Raw genomic sequence first — 24,456 nt, forward strand, 5'->3', positions numbered from 1 at the left:
ATTGGCTGCTGACTCAGAAAATACCCCGATTCGCATAAAGATAGACTCAAAACTGACCGCATCCCCATCAAGAAAATATCAAGAAACCTTCCAGCGCTCAAAAAACAGCATCGTTGAAATGAATTTCATGTAAAATGGTCGCCATGACTGAATGCATCGCCAAAGATGATATACAGGAAACCGAATTTCCCGTCAGCTACGGGCCGATACCATTTGGGGAACGGCTCATGGTTTGCGTGAGCGGCAGCCCCTTCAGCGATAAGTTGATCCGCACCACGCACCACCTTGCCAAGGGCATGAATTCTCCCTGGATGGTCGTATATATTGAAACGACAGCAGGGGGCAGACACCTGCAGGAAAACAGGGAACGGGTCTGGAACAATCTCCGTCTGGCGGAAACCCTTGGTGCACAGATAGAGACCGTGACGGCAGCATCGGTGGCCGAGGCGATAGTCGACTTTGCCGTCAGCCACAAGGTCACCAAGATCGTAGTGGGAAAACCGAAAAAGCCGCGCTGGCTTGAATTCCTGCGCCCTCCCCTGGTGGATCGCATCATCTACTTAAGCGGCTACATTGACGTTTACGTGGTCAGCATCGACCAGGTGGAAACAAAACGGGAACGCAACTTCTTCAGGAAAACGCCTCCATGGGCAGGTTATGCGACAGGCGTTGCACTCGTTACGGCTGCTACACTCATCAGCAAGCTCGTTCACAATCACATCGCGCCGACCAACCTGGTAATGATCTACCTGCTCGTTGTGGTTCTCGCTGCCGTTCGCCTGGGGCGAAGAGCGGCCATCCTGACCGCTACTTTCAGCGTTCTGGCCTTTGATTTCTTCATCGTCCCCCCCCACCTGACCCTTGCCGTCTCCGACAGCGAATACCTCATCACATTCCTGGCGCTTTTCATGGTGGGAGTTGTCATCAGCTCGCTGGTGGCCACGGCCAACGAACGCGCCGATGCCGTGCGACAACGGGAGGTGCAGACTTCGGCACTCTACCGCCTTAGCCGGAGCTTGGCCGCTGCTGTCGATGTGGATTCAATCGTAGAAGCGGTCGTCAATAACGTAGGCGAATCGCTCAAGGCGGAGGTGGCGGTATTTCTACCCGATGAGAACCGGCTGAAGCTCCATGGGGTAAGTCACGATAGCAGGTGGGGTGACAAGGAACAGATAGCTGCAGAATCGGCCTTTTACAGTACCCGGACAGAAGAGGGAGAAGTCATGATTCCCGATGGATCCAACCACTTGTACCTGCCTCTCCAGACCAAGGGGGCGGTCCGGGGAATTCTTGGGATCAAGCTGAACGTGGAGGAGGAGCATCAAAATCAGCAAGTGCGCCGACTATTGGACGCTTTTGCCGCACAGACGGCAATGGCACTGGAGCGAGCACATCTGGCTCGACAGGCAGAGCATGCCCAGATACTCCAGGCAAGGGAGAAACTGGAGCGGGCCCTTCTCAATTCTGTCTCACACGATTTGCGCACTCCGCTGGTTTCCATTACCGGAGCTTTGAGCACACTCAGGAACGAAGGGTGCGCTCCCCATGAGAAGGGTCGGCTGGAGCTGGTGGATGCCGCTTGGGAGGAAGCGGAGCGGCTCAATCGTTTTGTCGGCAATTTGCTGGACATGACCCGGGTGGAGGCAGGCGAACTGAAACTGAAAAAAGAGCCCTGCGATATACAGGATCTGGTCGGATGTGCCTTGGCGCCTTTGGATGCACGTCTGCAAGACAGGGAGGTTCTTATTGACCTGTCCGATGACCTGCCACTGGTTCAAATGGATATGGTGTTCATGACCCAGGTCCTTGTCAATCTTCTGGAAAACGGCATGAAGTATTCAACTCCACGGACACCTCTGGCAATTTGGGCCAAAACGGATGACGATCTCATTATTCTTGCCGTTGAAGACCGGGGGCCAGGTGTTCCTGAGAAGGAGCTGGTAAAGATCTTCGATAAATTCTACCGAGTACCTGTTCCGGAAGGCGCGGGAGGAACGGGCCTGGGGCTCTCTATTTGCAAAGGCATCGTAGAAGCACACGGCGGAACAATCCGGGCAGAAAATATAGAAGGTGGCGGATTGAGAGTCCTTGTAGCCATTCCACTGAATAAGGAAGCTTGAATGACGAACCAGAAAAACGGCTTGCCGCGAATACTTATTGTTGACGATGAACCTGCAATCCAGCGATTTCTTCAGACCGCGCTCGATACGGGTGAATTCAGCCTCCACAAAGCTGACGACGGCCACTCGGCACTGGCTGCGGCAGTGGCGACGCGGCCTGACATTATCCTTCTCGACCTGGGGCTTCCGGATATGGACGGGGTCGAGGTGATCCGGCGGGTGAGGGAATGGTCTCAGGTACCTATTATCGTATTGTCGGTGCGGGAGCGGGAAGATGACAAGGTAAAGGCGCTGGATGCAGGGGCGGATGATTATGTGACCAAACCCTTCGGTATCCCTGAACTCCTGGCACGCATGCGTGTAGCTCTGCGGCGTTCTTTGCAGGAGGTGGTGGAACCGGTATTCAGGAGCGGCGGCCTGGAAGTGGATTTACATCTACGGAAGGTGAAGGTGCAGGAAGAGGATGTACAGGTAACTCCGACGGAATATGATCTCCTGCGTCTGCTGGTCACACACGCGGGCAGAGTTCTTACCCATGCCCACCTCCTGAAACAGATCTGGGGCGTAGGTTATGTGGAACAGCCGCATGTCCTGCGCGTAAACATAAGCAATCTGAGGCATAAGATAGAGAAGGACCCCTCACGCCCACGGTATATCATCACAGAACCGGGTGTCGGCTACCGGTTGAAGATTCAATGAGTTTTACGCAGGTCGACCGGGGGCATGTTCAGCCCTGTCGCCCCTTCCGAAAGCTCTGCTTAGGATCTACTGTGCCAGAGTGGCTTCAAGGGTGCGGCCGGTGGATATGTCCGTATCCAGGACCTGAATGACCTGCTTCCTGCCGTTGCTGGCAATCTGGGGCGGCTCTATGGCCCCGGTTGTACCGGGGTCGTTCTTTCGGGGATATAACAGCCTGAATGTGGCCATGCCGTGTCGGTCAAAATATTTTTCGTTATTATAGACAAAGACACGTCCCTGATTGGTCTCAATGGGTTGCGAAAGGTTTACCATTGCGCCAGGAACCCCTCTTACGTTGACTCTGGCACCTTCTACCTTTTCAAATATCTTCAGGCGCTTGATTTCCCAGGGGAAGCCGCCAACCGATGCTGGTGAATCGGATTCGTAAACCAGCCTGACCCCTTCGACCGGCTGGAATTGTATGCCGGCTGCCTCGGCAAGGCTCCCGTCAGCAAAGAAAAGACGAGAAGAAATCAGGGAAAATGTTTCAGGTGCCGGTAGATACTCTGTCTTTTTAACCTGGGGATTCCACCTTTCCACAAAGAATTGCGAATTGTTACCGATCAGCTTCGCATACATGGGAAGATCACCAAGAATTTTATCAATAATGATATATCGAACCCTGTTTCGTTCCAGAACCTTGTGCAGCTCATCTTCATCCTTAGTCAAAAGGAATCTGGCCACTTCCTCCATGCCATAGGTTTCCGTGCCGTAATTGGTTGCAATGGAAGGACGTAGGGCAATGGATTCCACCCACCCCCCATAATCCCAGCGAGCCATTACACCGTAAGCCGGCTTTGTAGACGGACGGTAAGGATCGCCAGGTGAAGGCGTATTGTCTCTCAGCCAGAGCATGGTATCTTCAATATCCCCTTTTATATTGAAGACACCGCCGGTTCTATACAGGTTGCTGAAATATGCGAAGGTAGGAATCTGCAGACAGAGCAGAACTGCCACAGCACCGGAACTTCTCATGACGGCACGTCGGCTGTCTCCGATGGAGTGGCAATAGTAGATGATCATGCCGGCCAATATGGAGACATTTAAAGTCAGATATTCAGCATACCTGTTCCGGCCGATAGTTGAGACCACCATAACCAGCGTCCAAAGGATCAAGAAGCGTTTCCACTTCATCCCATTGAAAGAGGTGCTCGGCAAAAGGAAAAGGGCAAACGGAGCCAGAAGGGAAAGAATACCGAAAGATTTTAACCATTTTGAGATGTGGCTTGAGCGCTGGTATTGGGAGATGCTGTCAATCCATGCATTGCCGCCACCTATCACTTTCAGTCCTTCACCGATGTGTGTACCGAATAAAACAAGCATCAATCCAAAGAAAACCGCTGCGACACATACGTATTTTATAATCTTTTGCCTGTCCAGCTTGTTGCTCCCCGCACATTGGTAAAGCAGAAAGAACGGGACTCCGGCACAGACAAAAAGCGCCACATGGAACCAGGAAACAATATTCCAGCTGAACATTCCCCCTGTTCCCCACATATCAGTAATGCAGATCAAACCCAGGATGGCTGCCGCTGTTAAATACATCAATCCGGCACCCTTCCCCAAATCCTTTAGCCTGTCCACATCACCGCGGTGAAGAAATACCTGCAGGACCAGATCCACACCTATGATAGACAAGGGAAAGAGAGCACCACGCCAAGCCATCAGATAAACTGCGCTCAAGACACCCAAGCCTGACCAGTAACGAAGGTTTTTCCGGTTGTTGCAGGAGACGATGTAGAGCCAGAACGTCACCATCAGAAGTAAAGGTTCAATCATTTCGTTGTCGAAACGACCCAGAATGGTTGCTTCAACATGTTTGGGATGAAGAGCCAGGACCAAGCCGGAACATAAAGCGGCTGCCCTACCCCACCAACCTTTAACGAAAAAGTACATTACAACGGCAGTTACGGCACCGATAAGGGAAGGAGCCAGGGCAACGGCTCTCCCCAGCTGAGTAATGAAACCGGAAAAGTTGTGAAAGGGATAGCTGAAAACAGCAATGAGATACTCCATGGCCGGGGAGGAAATGACACCTGTCCCTTTGGGAAATCCCTGAAAATAGTCGTAAACATGAGTTTGAGGAAAGGAATGAATATAAATGAGGATTTTTCTCAAGCGGATATAACAATCCGGGTCGAAGAGGTAAACCTTCCCCGAAAAAAACACATGGTGCCAGGGGAGTATTCTGGCAACCAATGCCACCAAGAATACAATGAAGGTAAAGACAATGTCGGTACCAGTAAAGGTACCTGAGAAAATCCGTCTTCTCTGTGCATTAAATTCATTAAACATTTTCATATTCTTACCGCCAGACGCAAAAAACCCCTGAGTTCTTGACCTCCAGTGAGAGGTTTTTGAAAGTCAGGGGCCGTATGCGGACACTATATATTAGTTGAAATAGTTTTTAATGGAGCGGGAAACGGGATTCGAACCCGCGACTTCAACCTTGGCAAGGTTGCACTCTACCACTGAGTTATTCCCGCTCAACGAGTTCCAACTTATAGCAAATGCCCCATCGCGAGTCAATACTTTTTTTCTGGTCTTTCGATTTTTTTCCAGGCTGATACTTGAATGGCATTATTATACCCTTGACGATAACTGCTAATCTAGGCGAAAGCTCTTTCTATAACATCATGCTGGTGCAAAAGGAGAAGAAATGCGGGGGATATTCTCGGGTTTGAAATTCAATACCGCCCAATGGAGAATTTCCTGTTGTGGCGCTCCATTTAAAAACAATGGTGGTGCCTGGCCAAGAAAGCAAAGTGCCGCCAGGAGGAGAGCTCCACCATCTTTACGCAGATCGACATTTGCGGCAAGGGAAACGGCATTGTCCCGCTTGCTCAGCTTCGCTCCGTCCGGGCCGGTTACAAGCGGCAGATGGGCGTATGATGGGGTCGAGTAACCAAGAAGCCGTTGGAGATAGATCTGTCTCGGTGTGGAACTCAAAAGATCCGAGCCACGCACTACTTGATTGATGCCAGTTGCCGCATCGTCCACAACAACAGCCAGGTGATAGGCGAAAGGTCCATCGGCACGCCGAATGACAAAATCGCCGCAAGAAGCGGTCAACACCTGGCTGTAACGTCCCATGACCCCGTCTATAAAAGAAAGCACCTCATCATAGACCTTCACCCGGTAAGCACGCTCCACCTTGCCGGGTGCTATTCCTTCTCGGCAGAGGCCGGGATAGACAATGTCATCGGAACCTGGAGCAGGGGCTGACGAAATATTGGCAATTTCCGATCTTGTGCAGCCACACAGGTAGGCAACCCCTTTTTTGATCAAATCTTGCAGCGCAGCATCGTAAATCTCCGTCCTTTTGCTCTGGTAAAGCACTTCTCCATCCCACTGAAAACCGAGAATTTCCAGCGTAGCCAGCATATCATCTGCAATGCCCGGTACGACACGCGGCAGATCGATATCTTCCATACGCAGCAGCCATCGGCCTCCGGCGTGCCTGGCAAAGAGGTAGCTTCCCAATGCGGCAACAAGAGAACCCAGGTGCAACGGCCCCGTGGGCGATGGTGCAAAACGCCCGACAACAGAATCAGAGTTTGATCCGGCTGAGTCCATGGTGGATGACCTTTGTTCAGGCAAGAAACGAACAGCAATAATCGGTAACGGTTTTTACCTTCATCCTGAAACTGGAGCTGGCAGGAACTTCAAAGGATTCCCCGCCTTTTACGGGCTTCCACGAGTCGATACCCGCAATCTGCACTTCCAGGTCACCTGAAAGAATTTCCATTAACTCGGCGCCGGCTGTATTGAATACATATTCTCCCGGCATCATGATGCCCAGGGTTTTTTTGCTGCCCGAAGAAAAGATGATGGTGCGGCTTGTTACACCGCCATCGAAGAATATATTTGCCTCTTTTACAACGGTTACATTACTGAATTCTGACATGCAATACTCCTGTTTATGGGGGATTTCTACCGCGTTTGATACTTAAACGCATAGCACCGGGACTGTCAAGAAATTAAAAAAGGGCGGGAGAAATCCCCCGCCCTTGTCGTTCATCGGTGCAGTATGCTTAAATGTCGAAGTAAAGAGCGAATTCAAGGGGAACAGGACGCATGCGGACAGGGGTAACCTCTGCCTCAGTCTTGTACTCGATCCATTTCTCGATAACGTCAGGTGTGAAGACGTCACCTTTGAGGAGGAACTCGTGATCTTCCTTGAGTGCATTGAGAGCTTCTTCCAGGCTGCCCGGAGCTGAAGGTATATCAGCAAGTTCTTCCGGAGAAAGTCCGTAGATGTCCTTGTCCAGCGGCTGGCCCGGATCGATCTTGTTTTCGATACCGTCGAGACCGGCCATGAGCATGGCGGCGAAGGCAAGGTAGCCATTGCAGGAGGGGTCCGGTGTCCGATATTCGATACGCTTTGCTTTCGGATTGGAAGACAGCATCGGAATCCTGATGGAAGCGGAACGGTTACGGCTGGAGTATGCCATATTAACAGGGGCTTCATAACCGGGGACCAGGCGCTTGTAGGAGTTGGTGGTCGGGTTGGTGAAGGCGCAGAGGGCTTTCGCATGCTTGATGATGCCGCCGATGTAGTAAAGGGCCATTTTGGAGAGCCCACCATAGCCGTCGCCGGCAAACAGGTTTTGGCCGTCTTTCCAGATTGATTGGTGGCAGTGCATCCCGGAACCATTGTCGCCATAGAGCGGCTTCGGCATGAAGGTTACAGTTTTGCCATTTCTGTTGGCTACGTTCTTGATGACGTATTTGAACCACTGGAGCTGATCGGCCATGTCCACCAGCGAAGAGAAACGCATATCAATTTCGGCCTGGCCACCAGTGGCAACCTCGTGGTGCTGGCACTCAACCCTGATGCCGACCTTCTGCAGTTCTATGACCATTTCATTACGGAGGTCGTTCTGGGAATCGTTAGGAGAAACCGGGAAGTAGCCACCCTTGAAGCCGGGCTTGTAGCCGAGATTTGGAAACTCTTCACGGCCAGTATTCCAGGCGCCTTCGACGGAGTCAACAACATAGAAGGACTGGTTAGAGCTTGAATCATAGCGCACATCGTCAAAGATGAAGAATTCAGCTTCAGGTCCGAAAAAGGCAGTATCGCCGATGGCGGTGGACTTCAGATACGCTTCAGCCTTCCGTGCGATGTTACGAGGATCACGGGTGTAGTCTTCCTTGGTGATAGGATCGAAGACGTTGCAGATGAGCGAAAGAGTCGGAATCGCGACAAAGGGGTCCATTTTGGCGGTGGAAGGATCAGGGAGCAGGATCATGTCGGAAGCATGGATCGGTTGCCAGCCGCGGATGGAGGAACCATCAAATCCCTGACCTTCTTCAAAGGTATCTTCACTGAACTCGGTGATGGGAATCGAAATGTGCTGCCAGATTCCCACGAAGTCCATGAACTTAAAATCGACCATTAGTGCGCCATTTTCTTTGGCAAACTCAACCACTTGTTTTGGTGTCATCAACAAATCTCCTTTTCTAACTGTTTATTAATTTTGCACTGGTCTAAAGAGCGTCTTCGCCACGCTCACCAGTCCTGATCCTTACAACCTCTTCCACTGGCGTTACAAAAATTTTGCCGTCACCGATTCTGCCGGTTTTTGCTGCCTGCTCTATGGTATCAATGACCTTGGTGACAATGTCGTCACTGACAATAATCTCGATTTTTATTTTGGGAATAAAGTCAACGACGTATTCAGCGCCGCGATACAGTTCGGTATGGCCTTTCTGGCGACCAAACCCTTTGACTTCAGCTATGGTTATTCCCTGAATGCCGATTTCATTCAATGTTTCCTTGACTTCATCCAGTTTGAAAGGCTTGATGATGGCTTCGACTTTTTTCAATGATCTCACCCCCGAATCGTTTTGCTCAAAAGCGAGCGGATTATATTTGCCTTGTTTTTAAAATGCAAGGCTAATCAATTAAAACAAACGAATCACGATTTTATAGCTGTGGAAATTATAGCAATTTTTCTGCCAACGACCATCTCCAACATTTAGTTAATAAAATAAGTAACTTAGATTTTATGGTAATAAACCACCGATAATTACAGCCCATAAATTAGGCAAAGCCTGCCCCCTGTGCCCAATATATAACCACCATCAATATGATCAGGATCGGCTTGTGGATTCCTCAAGAAGTGCATGCAGTGCTTCCACCCGCGGCATGATAATCCCTTTTTGTCGGGCAGCATCCAGAGGCCTGGCAAAAATTGCCTCAAGCTCAAGTTCTCTGCCTTCTTCCCTGTCAATCTGCATTGATGGCTTATAATGCCCCATTGCGTCTGTGAAATCCAGCATCTCATCAGCATATGCCATCGGGATCGGGTTCGAAAGGCTCTGGCAATTTGCCGCTTGGATCAGTTCAAACATGATGTCCCGAAGCAAACACCGCGTCCTCTGGTTACTGAGAAGGACATTCACCGGCTTCTGCAGCAAGGCACATGTTCCATTGAAGGGAATGTTCCAGATCAGTTTTTCCCATCGTGCCTTTTTCAGGTCAGTAACGGCCTGGCATGGAACGCCTGCCATGCTGAACATTGCGGCGACTGATTCTGCCCTGTCCATATATGGTCGGGCATACTCCCCCAGGATTATTCTTCCCGCTCCCAAATGATGCACTACACCGGGTTCTCCCCGGTTGGAACAGAGAAATGCCACTCCTCCCATAATCCGTTCGCTGCCGAAAATTTCAGCAAGGGCCTCTTCGTTGCCAAGCCCGTTCTGCAAGGTGAGGATGATGCTGTTATCCTTCAAGAGCGGGGTTATAAGCTGCCGGTACGACTGGTTGGCAAAGGTCTTCAGCCCTACCAGCACAAGATCCACCATACCAATCTCTTCACTGCTCCCGTATCCTGCAACTGGGAAAAGCTTGAAATCGCCATTTATGGAAAAAACGCTGAGGCCATTCTTTGGGATGGTTTCAAGATCGCGCCGCAGAAGAAAACATACCTCATGCCCGCCCTTCTGCAGCATTGCTCCATAATACAGACCAAGGGCTCCTGCCCCGACAACGGCAATACGCACTTCCAACCTCCATAAGCTTGTAAATTAACAGGTAACACTGTATATTTACAGCGCTTCCCCCAAAACAGTAGATAAGGAAAGAGCCAGAATGCTGCTCTCCCCATGGAAAAGCCCCGTTTTCACCATATTGCTGCTCGTTGTCTCTGTCAACGCCCATGCCGATTTTTACCGGTTCGAAATGGAAGATGGGGTAGAAGTTTTTACCAATACTCCCACCAGATCGGGTGCGGTGAAGATCATGAAGGAAGATGCGCCCCAAAGGCCGTCTGAAAAGAAAAAGTTTGCCCTGAAAAAAACTCTCCATGAAAACAGGAAATCCTCTACGAATGATCAGGAAAGCCTGCAACTGCAAGTACCGGTAACAGGAAAAATTTCCTCCAACTATGGCTGGCGCCATGACCCCATCGACGGCAATCTCAGACATCACAGCGGTATAGACATAGCCGTAGGCTCAGGAACACCGGTAAAATCAATCGCACCGGGAAAAGTCACCTTCAGCGGCCCCCGTGGCGGGTACGGCAATCTGGTCATCATCGAGCATGACAGCGGTATGACCTCTCTGTACGGGCATAACTCCCTGCTGCTCGTTGTAACAGGCGAGCAGGTCGATGTCCAGACAACGATCGCCTTGTCCGGGTCCACCGGCCGCTCAACCGGTCCACATCTCCATTTTGAGCTATGGAAACACGGTACAAACCTGACTCAGGCCTATGTGGAAGACCGCCAAGGAAGTTTCAAAAACGCCACTATTGCGGCCAACCGCATTCAACATGCCGAGATCAGGCGGTTTGTGGAGAAAAACGGCACCATCGTCTTCACCAATTTGCCCCAATAAATCTTACTCTCAAGTCTTTATCCCCTTGGCTTGGCCTTTCGCGTCGGAGTCGCATTCCATGGATCATCAGGCCATGGATGCCTCGGATAACGCCCCTTCAACTCCTTTTTTACTTCAACATAGGTTGAATTCCAGAAGTTCCTCAGGTCCTGCGTCACCTGGATGGGGCGACGTGCCGGAGAAAGAAGATGCAGAGTGACGGCAATCCTCCCTCCCGCCACCCGGGGTGTATCGGCAAGGCCGAACAATTCCTGCAACTTGACAGCCAGTACGGGCGGCTTGTCCTCCGAGTATTCCAGTGGAATGGATGAACCGCTCGGCACCGTGATGTGCGTCGGCGCCCCCTCCTCCAGCAAACGGAGCTGAGTGTAATCCAGCATATTCTTCAGGGGTGTGTAGATATCCACGGCCTGAAGCTCTGCCATATTTTTAATGCCGCTCAGGTATGGGCCGAGCCATTGGGGCAATGTCCTCAGCAGATTATCCGCTGAAAAATCAGGCAAACCGGATTCGGGAAAGATACCTTCGAGAAATAATATCCTCAAGCGAAACTGCTCGGCACGGCTGGTCCAATTCAGAGCAGTGAGGCCGGCTCCACAGGCTATCCCCCCAAGGAATGCTGCAGTTACCTCTTCCGCCGATGGATTTATCTGCCTCGTTGCCAGAACCAGCGCCCCCAGGCGCTCTTCCTCACGGGCAAGCACCCTCTGCAGCCGATCATCCCAGCTGACTGACCTCAACCATTGGATATCTGCAGCGAACTCCTTTCGTAGCGTTGCCAAATCCAAGGCATTGGCTGAATGAATCTGCCCATCGCCCTTCTCCCCTCCCTCCATGACAACGGCGACAATGTAGGCAGCATTCCTGAGGGAACTCCTGCCGCTCAAGGTTCCGCCGCGTCCATTGGCAAGAAGATAACGGGGGGAATCCGGTTCCCGCTGCTGACCGATGCGATCCGGATACGCCAAGGCCGAGAGAAGACCAACGGCCTGGGCGGTTGCCGGTAATGTCGCCCTTCCAGTGCCGACCAGCTTCTTCAGCTGCCCGGCCATGCGATCGACAGCCGAAAAGCTATGTGAGTCCATGCCATCGGTCCCCTTACTGCAACTCTTTCCCTTACGCCAGTCGACCACAAGCTCAATCCTGTCAAGGATGTCACTGTCACTCACTTGAGTCACATGCGAAGAACTGCCGGAAATAATATCACGCTCAGTGAGCAGAGCGGCCATATCACAGGCCAGCTCTCCATATCCCCTTCTTTCCCCTTCGATAATGAGATGCCCAAGCCGGGGATGAACCGGAAGGAGAGCCATTTTGCGCCCAAGCTTGGTAATCAGGAAATTATGGTCAAGAGCATCAAGTTTTTTCAGGAGTTCGCGCGCCTCAGCCAAGGCTGCAGCCGGCGGCACATCAAGCCACGAAAGGGCAGACGGATCATTCACCCCCCACAGTGCCAGTTCGAGGGCAAGGGACGACAGGTCTGATGAACGTATCTCTGGCGCGGTAAAAGGGATCAGAGTGGACTGGGAATGCTCTGTCCAGAGGCGATAACAGGTTCCGGGGGCTGTGCGTCCGGCCCTTCCGGCCCGCTGGGAGGCTGAAGCCGCCGAAATGCGGGTGGTGACCAGCCGGTTGAGACCTGTGGCGGGATCGAAACGCTGCTGGCGGCATAAGCCGCTGTCAATGACCACCCTCACCCCCTCGATGGTCAAGCTTGTCTCGGCAATGTTGGTGGCCAAGACAATCTTGCGCTGGGGACCCGGCAGTATAGCCTTTTCCTGCCTGGCAAAAGGAAGATCACCGTAAAGGGGATGGATCGCTGCAGCCGTAGAACCATTGAGAAGAGCAGCACAACGTTTGATTTCACCGGCACCGGGCAAAAAAGCGAGTATATCCCCTTCGGTTTCGCCCAATGCTCTTTGGATGGCAGCAGACATGATTTCTGCTGTCCGGCCGACCGGCTCACCCGAAAGGTAACGGAGTTCCACAGGATAGGACCGTCCTTCACTGGTCAAGAGAGGAGCATCGCCAAGAAGCTTTGCAACTGGTGCAGCATCAAGGGTAGCGGACATGACGATCAGTTTCAGGTCGGGGCGCAACCCCAGTTGGGCGTCACGGCAGAGAGCCAGGGCCAGGTCGCTGTGCAGGTTTCGCTCGTGGAACTCGTCAAAAATGATCATTTCGATACCGGTGAGTTGTGGATCAGCCTGCAGCCTTCTGGTGAGAATACCTTCGGTCACGACCTCGATACGTGTCGCGGCTGAGACCTGGCGCTCGAAGCGAATGGTGTAGCCGACGGTATTGCCAACCTCCTCCCCCAGCTGGGCAGCCATCCAACGGGCGGCATTGGTGGCGGCGAGCCGCCTTGGCTCCAGCATGATTATTTTGCGGTCAGGAGGAAGGACCTGTAGCAGGGTTAACGGGATTTTGGTGGTTTTACCAGCCCCGGGAGGAGCCTGGATGACTAAGGCAGGATTATCTTTGATGCTCTTTAGTAATTGTGGAAGGATTTCATCGATGGGCAGCTGTTTCATGTGAGTGAGTGAAAATATGTCCCCAGACCCTGATAATCGATGCCGACCAGCGAATCAACCACCTTCAGGGCAGATCCCAGCTTCTCCTCAGGATAGCTGTTGGTCACGGCGAGGACCTTGAGACCGGCACCGTTGGCAGAGGCTATCCCGGCAGGGGTATCTTCAATGGCAAGACACCGTGAAGGAGTGATGGTCAGGGAAGGAAACTTCTGGGCAAGCCTTTTCACGGCAAGTTCATAGCTTTCGGGATGGGGTTTGCTGGCAGACACCTCATCAGCAGTTACCTTTACATCAAAAGCATCGGTAATGGAAAGCTGCTGAAGGATCGGCGCTATATCCGAAGCGAGAGCACCGCTGCAGAGAGCGACCGGACAGCTACCTTTCAGAGCTTTGATCAGTTCGACAACACCGGGAAAAGGGATAACCCCTGAAGCAATGATCTTGTTAAAGGCAGCGGCCTTTTTCCCGATGAGAGAGCAGAGTTCCTTGACATCTAGCGTCTTGCCGGCGACGGCATAGGCTTCCCGAAAGGCGTCGCGGTCATCGAAACCTATGTAATGGCTGATGTAATCTTCCCAGGAATAGCCCAGCCCCAGAGGTACGAGCACTTCCTGAAAGGCCTTGTAATGCAGTGGCTCTGTATCGACTATGATTCCGTCAAAATCGAAAATAACCGCAGCCAGCATGTTATCCCCCATACACTAGAATTTGCCGAGCAGCACCAGTGAAGCGCCATCAGTGGATGCAGCGGGCGCAATGGTCAGTCTGGAAGCCCCCTTGCCGGCATGATAATTGGTAACGACCCTGCCGCACAACTCACCTATGGCAGCCCCGAGCAAAACATCGCTGGCCCAGTGTTTGTCCTGATAGATGCGGGAAAAACCGACAAAGGCAGCGGCAGAATAGGACAACATTTTGACGCTGAAACTTTCGGAAGTTCTCGCCATGACGGAGGCCATGGCAAAGGAGCTGGCAGTGTGCATGGAAGGCAAGGAATCATAATCAGTATCGAAGGAAAGCGGCTTGAAATCGGCCTTGTCGCCGCTTTTAAATGGACGTCCCCTGCCAAAACCTTCCTTGAGAAGAAAGGTGGCGGCGTCGGCCAGAATTACCGATTCTCCGAGCATTTCTCCAAGGCTCCTGTATTTTTCGGAACCGGCAAGGATTCCACCGCCATAGACGGCAGCAGCCACGCCAAGATGAAGGTATGGATTGCCAACCAGATTGCCGGCGTCGGTCACCCGATCCAGATTTTTTCCCTTCAGCCCCAGAACCTTCGACCTGATATCGTCATCGAAATAATAGGTAAGTCCCACTGCACCAGCTGTGGCCAGTGTACCGAAAAGAGCGTCCCTGTCGAAAGGGGCCCCTGCAACCTGGACGGCTTCTTCTCCCAGACGCCCCAGCTCATCCTTTATTGCAGTCGTGCTGTTAAAGATATTATCTTCAGCCATAACCGGCGAAGAGATCAGTAAAAACATGACAAGGAAGTAAATCAGCCGTTGCACATCAACCCCTATTTGCGGCACCGAATTTTTTTTCTAGGACAATTGCCAGCAGAAGAATTATGCCTGCCCCTATGGCATCGGCCAGCAAATCGCCCCATTCTGCAGTTCTTGTTCGAGTGAAGGATCCCTGGAGGACCTCCAGAAGAGCACCAATCCCGACCGCGACAGATGCTGCCATTGACCAGCGGAGCTTTGCCGATAGCCGGAAGTTGCAGAAAGCCCAGCCGGCGAGAATTGTCAAAAGGGAATAGGCAGCACCATGCTCGAATTTGTCCCAACCCAACAGGTCATCGTCGATAGCCGGTGGATCAGACATGAGCGATAGCCATAAAACAAGAACTCCCCAGACGATAAACAGCAGCCACCTGAGGAGAAATAATCTTGACCTGAACCTTTCCAAGGAACCTCTGTTGTAGAAGTTTTGTCTAATTTTGCCGCCGGCGGAACATGAGGGAGGCCTTGATCTCATTCCAGCGGCCCCTGTCATCATCGGACATTTTATCAAAGTATTCCTGAATGAATACTATGAAAATCGAAGCGAAGAAGGCAGTTACTGCCGAAAGCAAAACTATCAGCGAGCGCTTGGGTTTGCTTTTCTTTGCCGGCACCACTGCATCATCCAGTACCTGAACGGAGGAAGAATCCTTCGCTTCATTGTACTTCGCCACCTCGTACTGCTTCTTCAGCTGCTCGAAAATAGCTTCCTGGGTCTTTAGTTCACGCAGTCTCCGTGCGTATTCAAGCCCCAGGTTCGGCACGTTGCCGACTGCTGGTATGACATCTCCAGCACCATTGCCGGAAAAAGAGCCCATCTGGTTGCGGAGTTTGGCAATGGAAGTCTTAAGCAACTGAACATCCGGGCTTTCATCGGTCTGGAAGGATTTGAGAGAAGCCAGTTGCACCTCCTTGGCGACTATCTCGGCCCTGATTTGTGCAATGCCCTCGATGGTGGCTGCAGCCTGTGAGTCCACCTTCAGCATCTTGTTTTTTTCCTGAAAATCCCTGAGGCTATTTTCTGCCTTGGCCAGATCATCCTTCACCAGATCAAGGCGTTTTTCCAGAAAGACCCGCTCTGACCCTGCCCTGGTCAAGTTCAGCTGCACGCTTCTGTTTCCCAGTTCGGCAACCATGGTATTGGCAAGAGTGGCGGCAAGTACAGCATCCTTGTTGTCTGCACTGATAGTGATAATCCCATCCTTGCCCGCCTGTGTTTTTACAATAGATGTCAGGGCCAGCCTGGTCTCATCGATGCTTTTGCATTCCAGCTTTTTCTGCAGGTCCAGCTTTTTAATGACTGCGTCGGCAACGGAGCGGCTTTTCAGTATGCCCAGATAGAGATCGGAACTCCCGCCAAGGGCACCGCCAGCCAATCCCGCAAGCCCACCCACCTGACCGAGCAGTGCGGAGATACCGCCACCGCCTTCCTTCTGTGGCGGAAGAACGCGGGCTGTAGCCGTGTAAATATTGGGAAGGGTCAGGCTATATGCAACCGACAAAACAACAGCTGTCACACATATCTTGATTATCAGCTTTTTACGCCGGACAATGACCCTGAGAAGATCAAGCAGGTTGATTTCCTCTTCCGACTGGAGTTCGTCCTTATTTGTATCCATCCCTGAATCCTCTATTTCAACCCGATGAAGACAGTGCCTGCAGTGAGGGCAATCTGTGAAATGATGGTCGTAATGTCCTTGATATCCCTGAGCCAGGCCGTGCGCTCAAGTTTCTGGGGCACAACCAGTGTGTCCCCCGGATTCATGGGCTTTGACATGAAGCTGCCGAAGCTCCAGCTTTTGTCGTCTTCATTCCAGCGGATGCCGAACCGTGATTGCTGGCGGCTGTCTACAGAACCGTCAGCTTTTATGATGTACATGTCGTCTTCCTCTGCATCATGGTTCGGCCCGCCAGCTTGCCTGAGATATGCCGAAACCGTATTGCCGGGAAGATGGACAAATGTGGTCGGGTTGTAAACTTGGCCCATGACATTGACGACGCTGGGTACAGGTGGGACTTCGAGTACATCTCCCCCGGACATCTCCAGATTGTAGGGAGTTTGTGGCAGCTCATTCAGGGCTACCAGGTGCACCACCACACGCCCCTCCGCCTTTTTCAGCTTTAACTGCTCAAGGTTCTTCTGCAGTCCTTCCAGGGAAGCCTTGGTTGCCTCCAGCTCTTCTTTCGATGCTGCCAGTGACGCCAATTCACCCTGTTTCTTGACAATGTCCTGCTCGCTACGGGAAATAACTTCTTCCATTCGCTTTTGCTGGCTCTCCTGGACCGATTTCCTGGTGAACTTTGCGCCTTTCAGATAGGCTTCATCCGTAAAGCCCCCAGCCCTCTTAATGACGGAATCGAGCTTTTCCCCTTTGGCTATGGAATAGATGCCCGGAAAGCGGAACTCACCTTTCAAGGTCACGAACCGGTCGTCGGTATCCAGCCATTCAGGAATGGATCTCACGCTGAGGACATCATCCGCCTCTAGCACTAAATTGTGCTCCGGATCGTCTGCCAAGGCGAATTTCAGGTTGACAATCTTCCGCTTCACCTGTGCCCGCCCCCCTTCGACCCTGACCCGGGTCAGCTCGGCGTTCTCAAGATGTGCGTTTCTCTTTGGACTACCGGCAGCAGTAACCAGGTCTCTGACAGTCATTCGCGGATAATAGTCATAGGTGCCGGGATTCAATACCTGCCCATTGATGGCGACGACCGGTTTTTCTTCCATCTCGGAACGGGGAAAGACCTTGATGGAGTCCTGCTCCAGGAGCAGGATGTTCTCTTTTTCTTCTCCTTGCAAAGCCAGGCGCAAGTTTATGGATGATGTCTCTTTGTGGAAATCGGGAGGCACCACTCGAAGGATCTCGATCGATTCCATATAGGAATCCGGCAGAACAGCAGCAAATGAGGGTATCAGATCGGTGATCCTCATTCCTTCCCGGTACTGATACTCCCCGGGGCGCACCACATTCCCCTTGAGAGTAACCACGCGGCGCAGCGCCTTGAACACAGGGAATACCTTGATCATATCCTGGTCGTGCATATGGATGCTATTCAAGTCAAGAACCTGCTGGCCAGGCTTGGCCTCGTAATCCTGCACTACCCTGGCATGGTTTCCCTCAAACCTTTCAACCTGTACCCTGGCAGTGTCTCCGGCGGCGGTGATCCCCCCGGCGAATTGCAGCACCTGGGACAGGCTTGTCTTGCCAAGGAGTTCATAAATGCCAGGGCGTTTTATTTCACCAGCAACGGCAGCTACAGGCCCGATCACCGGCACCAGCAAGGTATCCCCGTTTTCCAGCCGAAGATCCTTGCTGCGGTCTCCGCCAAGAAGCATGTCATACAGATCAACTTCTTGTATCAGCTTGCCCCCCCTTAGCAGACGCACAGTGCGCAGACTGCCGTTTTTCGAGGGGCCACCTGCCTGGGAAAGGGCATTTATTACCGTGGCCAGGGAACTGACGGAATAGGTGCCGGGGGACACGACTTCGCCAACTACGTATACCTGAATGGTCCTGAGTTTACCCAGAGTTACGTTGAGCTCGTAACCCTTGAAATAGCGTGAAACAGCCTTATTGATGACTTCCTTTGCCTGGGCATAGTCGATCCCCCAAACCTTTACAGTACCGATTTTAGGCAGGGTGATTTCACCGTTACGGTCGACAACCACATCGTACTTGCCCTGCAGTGTACCCCACAGATCGATCCGCAGGGAATCGCCAGGACCGATGATATAATCCCCACCCACGGGAAGGTTATCGCTCATGGTCAAAGTGGCAAGGCTGTTTTCGAAGAAATCATAGCCGAACTGCTTCAACTCTCTTTTGAAAGGATCAGCTTCAAGATTATCCTGGAAAGTACTTACTTTTTTGGCAAAAGATTTTTCCAGTTGGGATCCCTGTTCTCCGACAGGAAGCGGGATTGCCTTGACCTCGTTGGAAAAAACAACCTGCTCAGCCGGTTTTTCTTCCGCCTCCTCTGATTCCTGTCGAAGCTGGACGGTTCCCTGAACTTTGACATAATAAATATAATTGTTGATGAGTCCGCGAAGCGTGTATTCCCGAACACTGCCAATCTCGATTTTCTTTTCATAGCGACCCGGCTCAAGGCCATAAAACAGGGTAAACTTGACCGGTGCATCGCCAGGTTTCGCCTGCAAGCCCTTCACGTCCCAGTTGAGTCGAACCAATCCGTCGCCGGGTTCAACCTTGAGAAATACTTTTGGCTTTTTGGCTGCAAGCTCTTTGGCCTTATCTTTATCCTTAAGAAGATTTGCTTTCTCTGCAAGATTCCGCTGGTCACCAAAGGTGTCTTTGTTGAGCAGGCCTCTTTCAGCTTCGCTGGAGGATCCCGTGTTGGAAAATCCTTTGCTGGAGAATCCCGAGGTGGGCTCGTTAAGCTCCCCCAAGGGTGTACCTTTCTTTGTTTCGCCGATAAAAACGCCCTGATCCTCGTTCTGCTTCGCTTCATCCACAGACAGGGCGAACGCCGGCATGGAACAAATCGAAATCAGCAATGCCGCAATAAAACCTAAAATCTTCTTTTTCATCCTCTGATTCCTGAACTAAAAGTAGTAGCGACGCCAAAGCAAAAAAAAACAGCAATCCCCAATGGAGGTTACTGTTCAATAATTGGTGATCCCAAGGGGACTTGAACCCCTGTTACCGACGTGAAAGGCCGGTGTCCTAACCGCTAGACGATGGGACCTGAGAATAAGTGTCTGCTGAATTGTGAATGAAGAACGATTCTCAAAAACATTTATATCCCTCTCACACTTCACTTTTCACGCTTCACTCTTGTTTATCTTTAGATGGCTGGGGTGCAAGGATTCGAACCTTGGATGACGGAGTCAGAGTCCGTTGCCTTACCGCTTGGCGACACCCCAACATGAACGCCTTATATAGCAGATTCAGGTTGCGCCCGTCAACAATTTTCAGCATTTTTAAATTGGTCAGCAGAACAGCGCTATCTGGCTTTCCGGGCGCCAGCTTCAATGGCCTTGATGTTGGCTGGTATGAAGCGATGGTTCCTTTCCGGCAGTACTTCCTTGAGCCCGGCCTCAAGAGCGGAAAGGGATACGGCACCGGATTTTTCCACATAGGCGCCAAGTCCCACCATGTTCACCATTCTTGCATCGCCAAGTTCAATGGCAATGTCATTCATGGGAATTTCAATGATGTTGATATCGGAACGGTGAAAGTCTTCAGTGCTGACCAGGCTGGAATTGACGATGCAGACCCCGCCGGGTTTGACCTTGGCGCCATATTTATCCAGTGACGACTGGTTTAGAACGATCATAAAGGAAGGAGTACCTATGATAGGCGAGCCCACATCGCCGTCGGCGATGACAACGGTACACATGGCTGCACCACCACGCTTTTCTACACCATAGGAAGGGAAGAAAGAAACGTTCCTGCCTTCGATGATGGCAGCATAGGCAAGCAGATTGCCTGCTAGAAGGGCACCCTGTCCGCCAAATCCGGATATGAATACGTCCTGTCGCATGAAGATACTCCCTACAAGTTGGCGGTGTTCTTGTAAACACCCAGCTTGAAATATTCACTCATTTCAGTTCCGACCCGTTCATTGGCTGCAAGAGGATTCATCCCCCAATTGGTCGGGCAGGCGGAAAGAACCTCGACGAATGAGAAACCTTTTCCCTCCACCTGGTATTGGAAGGCCTTCTGTATCTGTTTTTTTGCATCCATCAGGTTCTTTGGGGAGTTAACCGCCACTCTGGCGGAAAAGGCGACCCCCTCCAATTGGGCCAGAAGTTCGGCCATTCTGATGGGGGCGCCATCCTTGGCCTTGTTTCTGCCATAGGGTGAAGTGGAGGTTTTCTGTCCTACAAGTGTCGTCGGAGCCATCTGTCCTCCGGTCATACCGTAGGTGGTATTGTTGACGAAAAAAACGGTGAGATCTTCACCGCGGTTGGCTGCGTGAATAATTTCTGCAGTGCCGATGGCTGCCAGGTCACCATCCCCCTGATAGGTAAAGACAAAGTTTTCCGGCTTGGCCCGCTTTACGCCTGTGGCAACGGCTGAAGCCCGGCCGTGGGGAGCTTCGACCACATCCACATCGAAATATCCGTAGAGAAAAACCGAGCAACCGACAGATGCAACGCCGATGGTCTTGTCCTGTACCGCAAACTTGTCAATCGCTTCGGCAACCAGGCGATGGATGGTCCCATGATGGCAGCCGGAGCAGAAATGGGTCTGTACATCCTTCAGACTTGCCGGTCTTTTGAAAACCTGCTGCATAATAATCCTCGTAAAAAGTTCGAAGTTAGAGGTTCAAGGTTCGGAGTTCGAGGTTTGCCCCTCACCAATCACCAATCACCAATCACCAATCACCGATCAATAATGTTTCTTGATCTGTTCCAGCAGCTCTTCCGGAGTAGGCAGCGACCCTGCACCTGGCGGTCTGCCATAAAAGCTGACTTCTGCATCTTTAGCCACGGAAAGCCTCACATCTTCAACCATCTGGCCGGTATTCAGCTCCATGACCAACACTTTCTTGCAGGTTCTGGTCTGCTCAAGAAGCGCCTTCTCCGGAAACGGGAAAAGGGTTATGGGACGCAACAGCCCCACGTTAAGCCCTTCCGCCCTTGCCATCATGATGGCTGTCTTGGCAATTCTCGCCGTGGAGCCGAATGCCGAAATCAGCAGATTGGCGCCGGCAGTTTCGTATTCCTCCCAGCGAGCCTCCTGTTCCTTCAGCACCTGGTATTTGGCGTGGAGCTTCCAGTTATGGGCCTCCAGCTCACCATCTCCAAGAAAAAGGGATTTGACGACACGCTGCTCTCCGCCCCCTTTGCCTCGCACAGCCCAATCTTTGGCTGGCAAATCCCGCACCGGCCTCTTGTTGGCCACAAGGCCTTCCTTCATCTGACCGATAACGGAGTCGGCAAGTATCATGGCCGGCATCCTGTACTGATCTGCCAGATCAAATGCGAGCATGGTAAGGTCATACATTTCCTGGACCGATGCCGGTGCGAGGACGACGACATGGTAGCCGCCATGACCTCCCCCTTTCACGCTCTGAAAGTAATCGGCCTGGGAAGCATCGATTCCCCCAAGGCCGGGGCCTGAACGGGAAATATTAACGATGACGCCGGGAAGTTCTGAACCTGCCATGTATGATATTCCCTCCTGCTTGAGGGAAATTCCCGGGCTTGATGAGGATGTCATGGCCCTAACCCCGGTAGCCGAGGCGCCAAGGAGCATGTTGATGGAAGCGATTTCGCTCTCTGCCTGGATAAACTCGCCATCCAGCTTTGGCAGTTCACGTGAAAGATATTCAGGAATGTCACTCTGTGGCGTAATGGGATAACCGAAGTAATAGCGGCAGCCGGCCTCTATGGCAGCCATGGCCACTGCTTCGTTTCCTTTCACAAAAAGACGCTTTGTCAAAACTACCTCCGTTGTTAAACACGGGTGAGCAATTTCTGCAGATGAGAAACTGTGTATGAAACAGCTTGAACCGGGACTGGAAAGTCTATGGATTATTTGAAGACGGCAATGGCAACATCGGGACAAATCTCACCACACAGTGCACAGCCTGTGCACTTGTCTGCTGAGGAAATGCGAGCAGGAGTATAGCCCTGATTGTTTATCTTGTCACATAAAGCGAGCAGCTTGTGCGGACATGCTATTGTGCACAGACCGCATCCTTTGCATCGTTGTTCGTCAATCTTTATCATTGCCATGTGAAGTGCTTCCCTTGTCACTCAACGCTATGCTATCAGGAAGGCCAAATTATCAGATATATCTCTGATCAGTCAACGCTTTTTATTTATAAAGACCACCTTTTTTCTTGATTTAGAGAAATAATATAGTTAAATATAAAAACCTTGAATAAATATTCTCTTGTCTTGACAAAGGAGGAAGTAAAATGGCCTCAACCTTATTGGAACTGACAGCAAGCATTGTTTCTTCACATGCATCAGTATCAGAGATGTCCAGTGAAGAACTGCTTGCAGAACTGCAGAAAGTTCACGCAGCACTGCAAAAATTGGAAGCACCGGCAGAAGCAGAATCGGAAAGCAAGGCTCCAGCCATCTCACTGAAAAAAGCATTCCAACCAGATCAAGTCTCCTGCATGATCTGCGGCAAAACCGGCATGAAGACCCTTGCCCGCCATCTGGCCCAGGTACATGACATGAAGCCGGGAGCATACAGAAAACAGTTTGGGATCCCATCCTCCCAGGCGCTTACTGCCAAAAACTTCTCTGAAGCCAGAAGGAAAATGGCTCAGGACCGCGGCCTCGCCGACAACCTGGCCAAGGCTAGAGCCGTAAGAGCTGCCAAGATAAAGGCAAAAGCCGCAACCGAGGAAAAGGCAGCCAAACCGGCAAAAGCTGCCGCCAAAGCCGCTCCCAAAGCAGCCACAAAAAAGAAAACAGCAAAGATATCGGCAAAGGCAAAAAAACCCTGAAAATTGCCCAAGCTCGGAACCCAGGCGTAATCGACGCCGGGGTTCCGACTGAAGCTGCCCAGCAGTAGTTTTTCAACAGTCAGTCACCCCCCATCTTGCCCATATAGATTCTCCCATTTCACCATCGTTCGGACACATTCCCAAACATCCACTTTCAACTGCCATGGTTTTACGTCCTGGCTTGTTGTCACTCGTCAACCATTTATCTAAAACCGGTTGACAAGACCAACCTGCTGTGATAAATCCGATTTACGGAGGGCAGCAGATGAAAATGAACCTGGAAAAATTAGGCGAACGCATCATTGAAGGTGGAGATATTCTTGTTGAAGAGGCATTGGAGCTGGCAAATCTTCGGGGTTCGGCTTTGTACCCGCTGTTTGGTGCAGCAAGCCGCATCAAGGAGCACTTTGTCGGAGACAAGGTCTTCCTCTGCTCCATTGTCAATGCCAAATCGGGCCGATGTCCGGAAAATTGCTCGTTTTGTGCCCAATCGGCCCACCACAAAACCGATGCCCCGGTCTATTCATTGATCGATGAGGAGCGAATGGTGGCCTGCGCCAGGGAAGCGGAAAAAAACGGCTCATCCTGTTACGGCATCATAACCAGCGGCACATCAATCAAGAAAGGGGAAGAGCTGGAACGGATCTGCAATGCCGTGCGACGCATCCGCCGGGAGACAGGCATCACCCCTTCGTGTTCACTGGGTATTATCAATCATGAAACGGCATCTGCCCTTGTGGAAGCCGGCGTGGAAACCTATCATCACAATCTTGAAACCTCCCGCAGCTTTTTCCCCAACGTCTGCACCACCCACGACTATGAAGAAGATGTGAATACCGTACGCGTCGCGAAAAAAGCTGGGCTGAAGGTTTGCTGCGGCGGCATCTTCGGCCTGGGAGAAAGTGTGGCCCAGAGAATCGAGATGGCTTACACCCTTCGGGAACTGGATGTGGACTCGGTTCCCCTTAATTTCCTCAATCCAATCGCAGGAACAAAACTGGAAAATGCAGAGAACATAACCCCCATGGAATGCCTGCAAACCATCGCCCTCTTCCGCCTGATCCTTCCCACAAAGCGGATTTCGATTTGTGGCGGCCGGGAGAAAAACCTGCGCGATCTGCAATCGTGGATATTTTTTGCCGGCGCCAGCGGCACCATGATCGGCAACTACCTGACCACCACCGGCAGGGCCGCCGAAGAAGACTGGCAGATGCTCAAGGACCTGAACCTGTCGGTGGCGAGCTGCTGCGAATAAATGGTCGGTGATTGGTGATTGGTGA

General features: G+C 51.7%; 21 protein-coding genes and 3 tRNA genes. 5 read left to right on the forward strand and 19 right to left on the reverse strand.

Features of this window, described 5'->3' with window-relative positions; genetic code table 11:
• Positions 1 to 143 precede the first annotated feature (143 nt).
• Both GEOB_RS14815 and GEOB_RS14820 read left to right on the forward strand, forming a co-directional pair.
• A complete protein-coding gene (locus tag GEOB_RS14815) occupies positions 144 to 2,120 on the forward strand; it encodes a DUF4118 domain-containing protein (RefSeq protein ID WP_230198964.1) in 1,977 nt (658 codons plus the stop codon).
• Complete coding sequence (locus GEOB_RS14820) at positions 2,121 to 2,819, forward strand: response regulator (protein WP_012648060.1); 699 nt, start codon at positions 2,121 to 2,123, stop codon at positions 2,817 to 2,819.
• 66 nt (positions 2,820 to 2,885) lie between these two features.
• Here the strand turns inward: GEOB_RS14820 and GEOB_RS14825 are convergent, their stop codons facing one another.
• The 7 genes from GEOB_RS14825 to GEOB_RS14855 all read right to left on the reverse strand — a co-directional run bounded on the left by GEOB_RS14825 (position 2,886) and on the right by GEOB_RS14855 (position 9,869).
• The gene (locus tag GEOB_RS14825) at positions 2,886 to 5,159 is read right to left on the reverse strand and encodes an STT3 domain-containing protein (RefSeq protein ID WP_012648061.1); all 2,274 of its coding nucleotides are present in this window, start codon (positions 5,157 to 5,159) and stop codon (positions 2,886 to 2,888) included.
• Between the two features lie 110 nt (positions 5,160 to 5,269).
• Positions 5,270 to 5,344: transfer RNA gene (locus tag GEOB_RS14830), tRNA-Gly, on the reverse strand.
• A 148-nt stretch (positions 5,345 to 5,492) separates the two neighbouring features.
• Positions 5,493 to 6,434, reverse strand: coding sequence for a tRNA glutamyl-Q(34) synthetase GluQRS (gene gluQRS, locus GEOB_RS14835; protein WP_012648062.1), 942 nt, complete (start codon positions 6,432 to 6,434; stop codon positions 5,493 to 5,495).
• A gap of 16 nt (positions 6,435 to 6,450) precedes the next feature.
• Positions 6,451 to 6,765, reverse strand: coding sequence for a pyrimidine/purine nucleoside phosphorylase (gene ppnP / locus GEOB_RS14840; protein ID WP_012648063.1), 315 nt, complete (start codon positions 6,763 to 6,765; stop codon positions 6,451 to 6,453).
• Positions 6,766 to 6,892: 127 nt separating this feature from the next.
• Positions 6,893 to 8,305 (reverse strand): type I glutamate--ammonia ligase, encoded by a 1,413-nt coding sequence (gene glnA / locus GEOB_RS14845; protein WP_012648064.1) that lies wholly within the window; start codon positions 8,303 to 8,305, stop codon positions 6,893 to 6,895.
• A 43-nt stretch (positions 8,306 to 8,348) separates the two neighbouring features.
• Positions 8,349 to 8,687 carry a P-II family nitrogen regulator gene (locus tag GEOB_RS14850; protein ID WP_012648065.1) on the reverse strand — a complete coding sequence of 113 codons (339 nt, stop codon included), beginning with the start codon at positions 8,685 to 8,687 and terminating at the stop codon, positions 8,349 to 8,351.
• A 267-nt stretch (positions 8,688 to 8,954) separates the two neighbouring features.
• Positions 8,955 to 9,869, reverse strand: coding sequence for a putative 2-dehydropantoate 2-reductase (locus GEOB_RS14855; protein ID WP_012648066.1), 915 nt, complete (start codon positions 9,867 to 9,869; stop codon positions 8,955 to 8,957).
• An 88-nt stretch (positions 9,870 to 9,957) separates the two neighbouring features.
• On the opposite strand from GEOB_RS14855, the gene GEOB_RS14860 reads away from it, so the two are divergent.
• Positions 9,958 to 10,704, forward strand: a complete 747-nt coding sequence (locus GEOB_RS14860; RefSeq protein WP_012648067.1) for a M23 family metallopeptidase — start codon at positions 9,958 to 9,960, stop codon at positions 10,702 to 10,704.
• Positions 10,705 to 10,721: 17 nt separating this feature from the next.
• On the opposite strand, the gene hrpB is transcribed toward GEOB_RS14860, so the two are convergent.
• From hrpB to GEOB_RS19840, 12 genes are all read right to left on the reverse strand, one after another.
• The gene (gene hrpB / locus GEOB_RS14865; RefSeq protein ID WP_012648068.1) at positions 10,722 to 13,238 is read right to left on the reverse strand and encodes an ATP-dependent helicase HrpB; all 2,517 of its coding nucleotides are present in this window, start codon (positions 13,236 to 13,238) and stop codon (positions 10,722 to 10,724) included.
• Positions 13,235 to 13,924, reverse strand: coding sequence for an HAD family hydrolase (locus tag GEOB_RS14870; protein WP_012648069.1), 690 nt, complete (start codon positions 13,922 to 13,924; stop codon positions 13,235 to 13,237). Before GEOB_RS14870 ends, hrpB begins: the two co-directional genes overlap by 4 nt.
• Before the next feature lie 15 nt (positions 13,925 to 13,939).
• Complete coding sequence (locus GEOB_RS14875) at positions 13,940 to 14,746, reverse strand: phosphatase PAP2 family protein (protein WP_012648070.1); 807 nt, start codon at positions 14,744 to 14,746, stop codon at positions 13,940 to 13,942.
• Position 14,747: 1 nt separating this feature from the next.
• Entirely contained in the window at positions 14,748 to 15,146 is a 399-nt protein-coding gene (locus GEOB_RS14880; protein ID WP_012648071.1) for a VanZ family protein, read from the reverse strand.
• Positions 15,147 to 15,171: 25 nt separating this feature from the next.
• A complete protein-coding gene (locus tag GEOB_RS14885; protein WP_012648072.1) occupies positions 15,172 to 16,359 on the reverse strand; it encodes a GumC family protein in 1,188 nt (395 codons plus the stop codon).
• Positions 16,360 to 16,370: 11 nt separating this feature from the next.
• Positions 16,371 to 19,289 carry an SLBB domain-containing protein gene (locus GEOB_RS14890; protein WP_012648073.1) on the reverse strand — a complete coding sequence of 973 codons (2,919 nt, stop codon included), beginning with the start codon at positions 19,287 to 19,289 and terminating at the stop codon, positions 16,371 to 16,373.
• 83 nt (positions 19,290 to 19,372) lie between these two features.
• Positions 19,373 to 19,447: transfer RNA gene (locus GEOB_RS14895), tRNA-Glu, on the reverse strand.
• A gap of 104 nt (positions 19,448 to 19,551) precedes the next feature.
• A tRNA-Gln gene (locus tag GEOB_RS14900) sits at positions 19,552 to 19,625 on the reverse strand.
• An 80-nt stretch (positions 19,626 to 19,705) separates the two neighbouring features.
• On the reverse strand, positions 19,706 to 20,245 hold the full coding sequence (locus GEOB_RS14905) for a 2-oxoacid:acceptor oxidoreductase family protein (protein WP_012648074.1): 540 nt from the start codon (positions 20,243 to 20,245) through the stop codon (positions 19,706 to 19,708).
• A gap of 11 nt (positions 20,246 to 20,256) precedes the next feature.
• The gene (locus GEOB_RS14910; RefSeq protein WP_012648075.1) at positions 20,257 to 21,000 is read right to left on the reverse strand and encodes a thiamine pyrophosphate-dependent enzyme; all 744 of its coding nucleotides are present in this window, start codon (positions 20,998 to 21,000) and stop codon (positions 20,257 to 20,259) included.
• Between the two features lie 96 nt (positions 21,001 to 21,096).
• Entirely contained in the window at positions 21,097 to 22,152 is a 1,056-nt protein-coding gene (locus GEOB_RS14915; protein ID WP_012648076.1) for a 3-methyl-2-oxobutanoate dehydrogenase subunit VorB, read from the reverse strand.
• A gap of 92 nt (positions 22,153 to 22,244) precedes the next feature.
• Positions 22,245 to 22,448 (reverse strand): 4Fe-4S dicluster domain-containing protein, encoded by a 204-nt coding sequence (locus GEOB_RS19840; RefSeq protein WP_083767158.1) that lies wholly within the window; start codon positions 22,446 to 22,448, stop codon positions 22,245 to 22,247.
• Between the two features lie 185 nt (positions 22,449 to 22,633).
• Here GEOB_RS19840 and GEOB_RS14920 point away from each other — a divergent pair, with 185 nt between their 5' ends.
• Both GEOB_RS14920 and bioB read left to right on the forward strand, forming a co-directional pair.
• Positions 22,634 to 23,176, forward strand: coding sequence for a MucR family transcriptional regulator (locus tag GEOB_RS14920; protein WP_012648078.1), 543 nt, complete (start codon positions 22,634 to 22,636; stop codon positions 23,174 to 23,176).
• A 265-nt stretch (positions 23,177 to 23,441) separates the two neighbouring features.
• Positions 23,442 to 24,431: a biotin synthase BioB gene (gene bioB, locus GEOB_RS14925; RefSeq protein WP_012648079.1), complete on the forward strand. Its 990-nt coding sequence runs from the start codon at positions 23,442 to 23,444 to the stop codon at positions 24,429 to 24,431.
• The last annotated feature ends 25 nt before the right edge of the window (positions 24,432 to 24,456 follow it).

This window comes from Geotalea daltonii FRC-32, assembly GCF_000022265.1.
GTDB classification, from domain to species: Bacteria; Desulfobacterota; Desulfuromonadia; order Geobacterales; family Geobacteraceae; genus Geotalea; species Geotalea daltonii.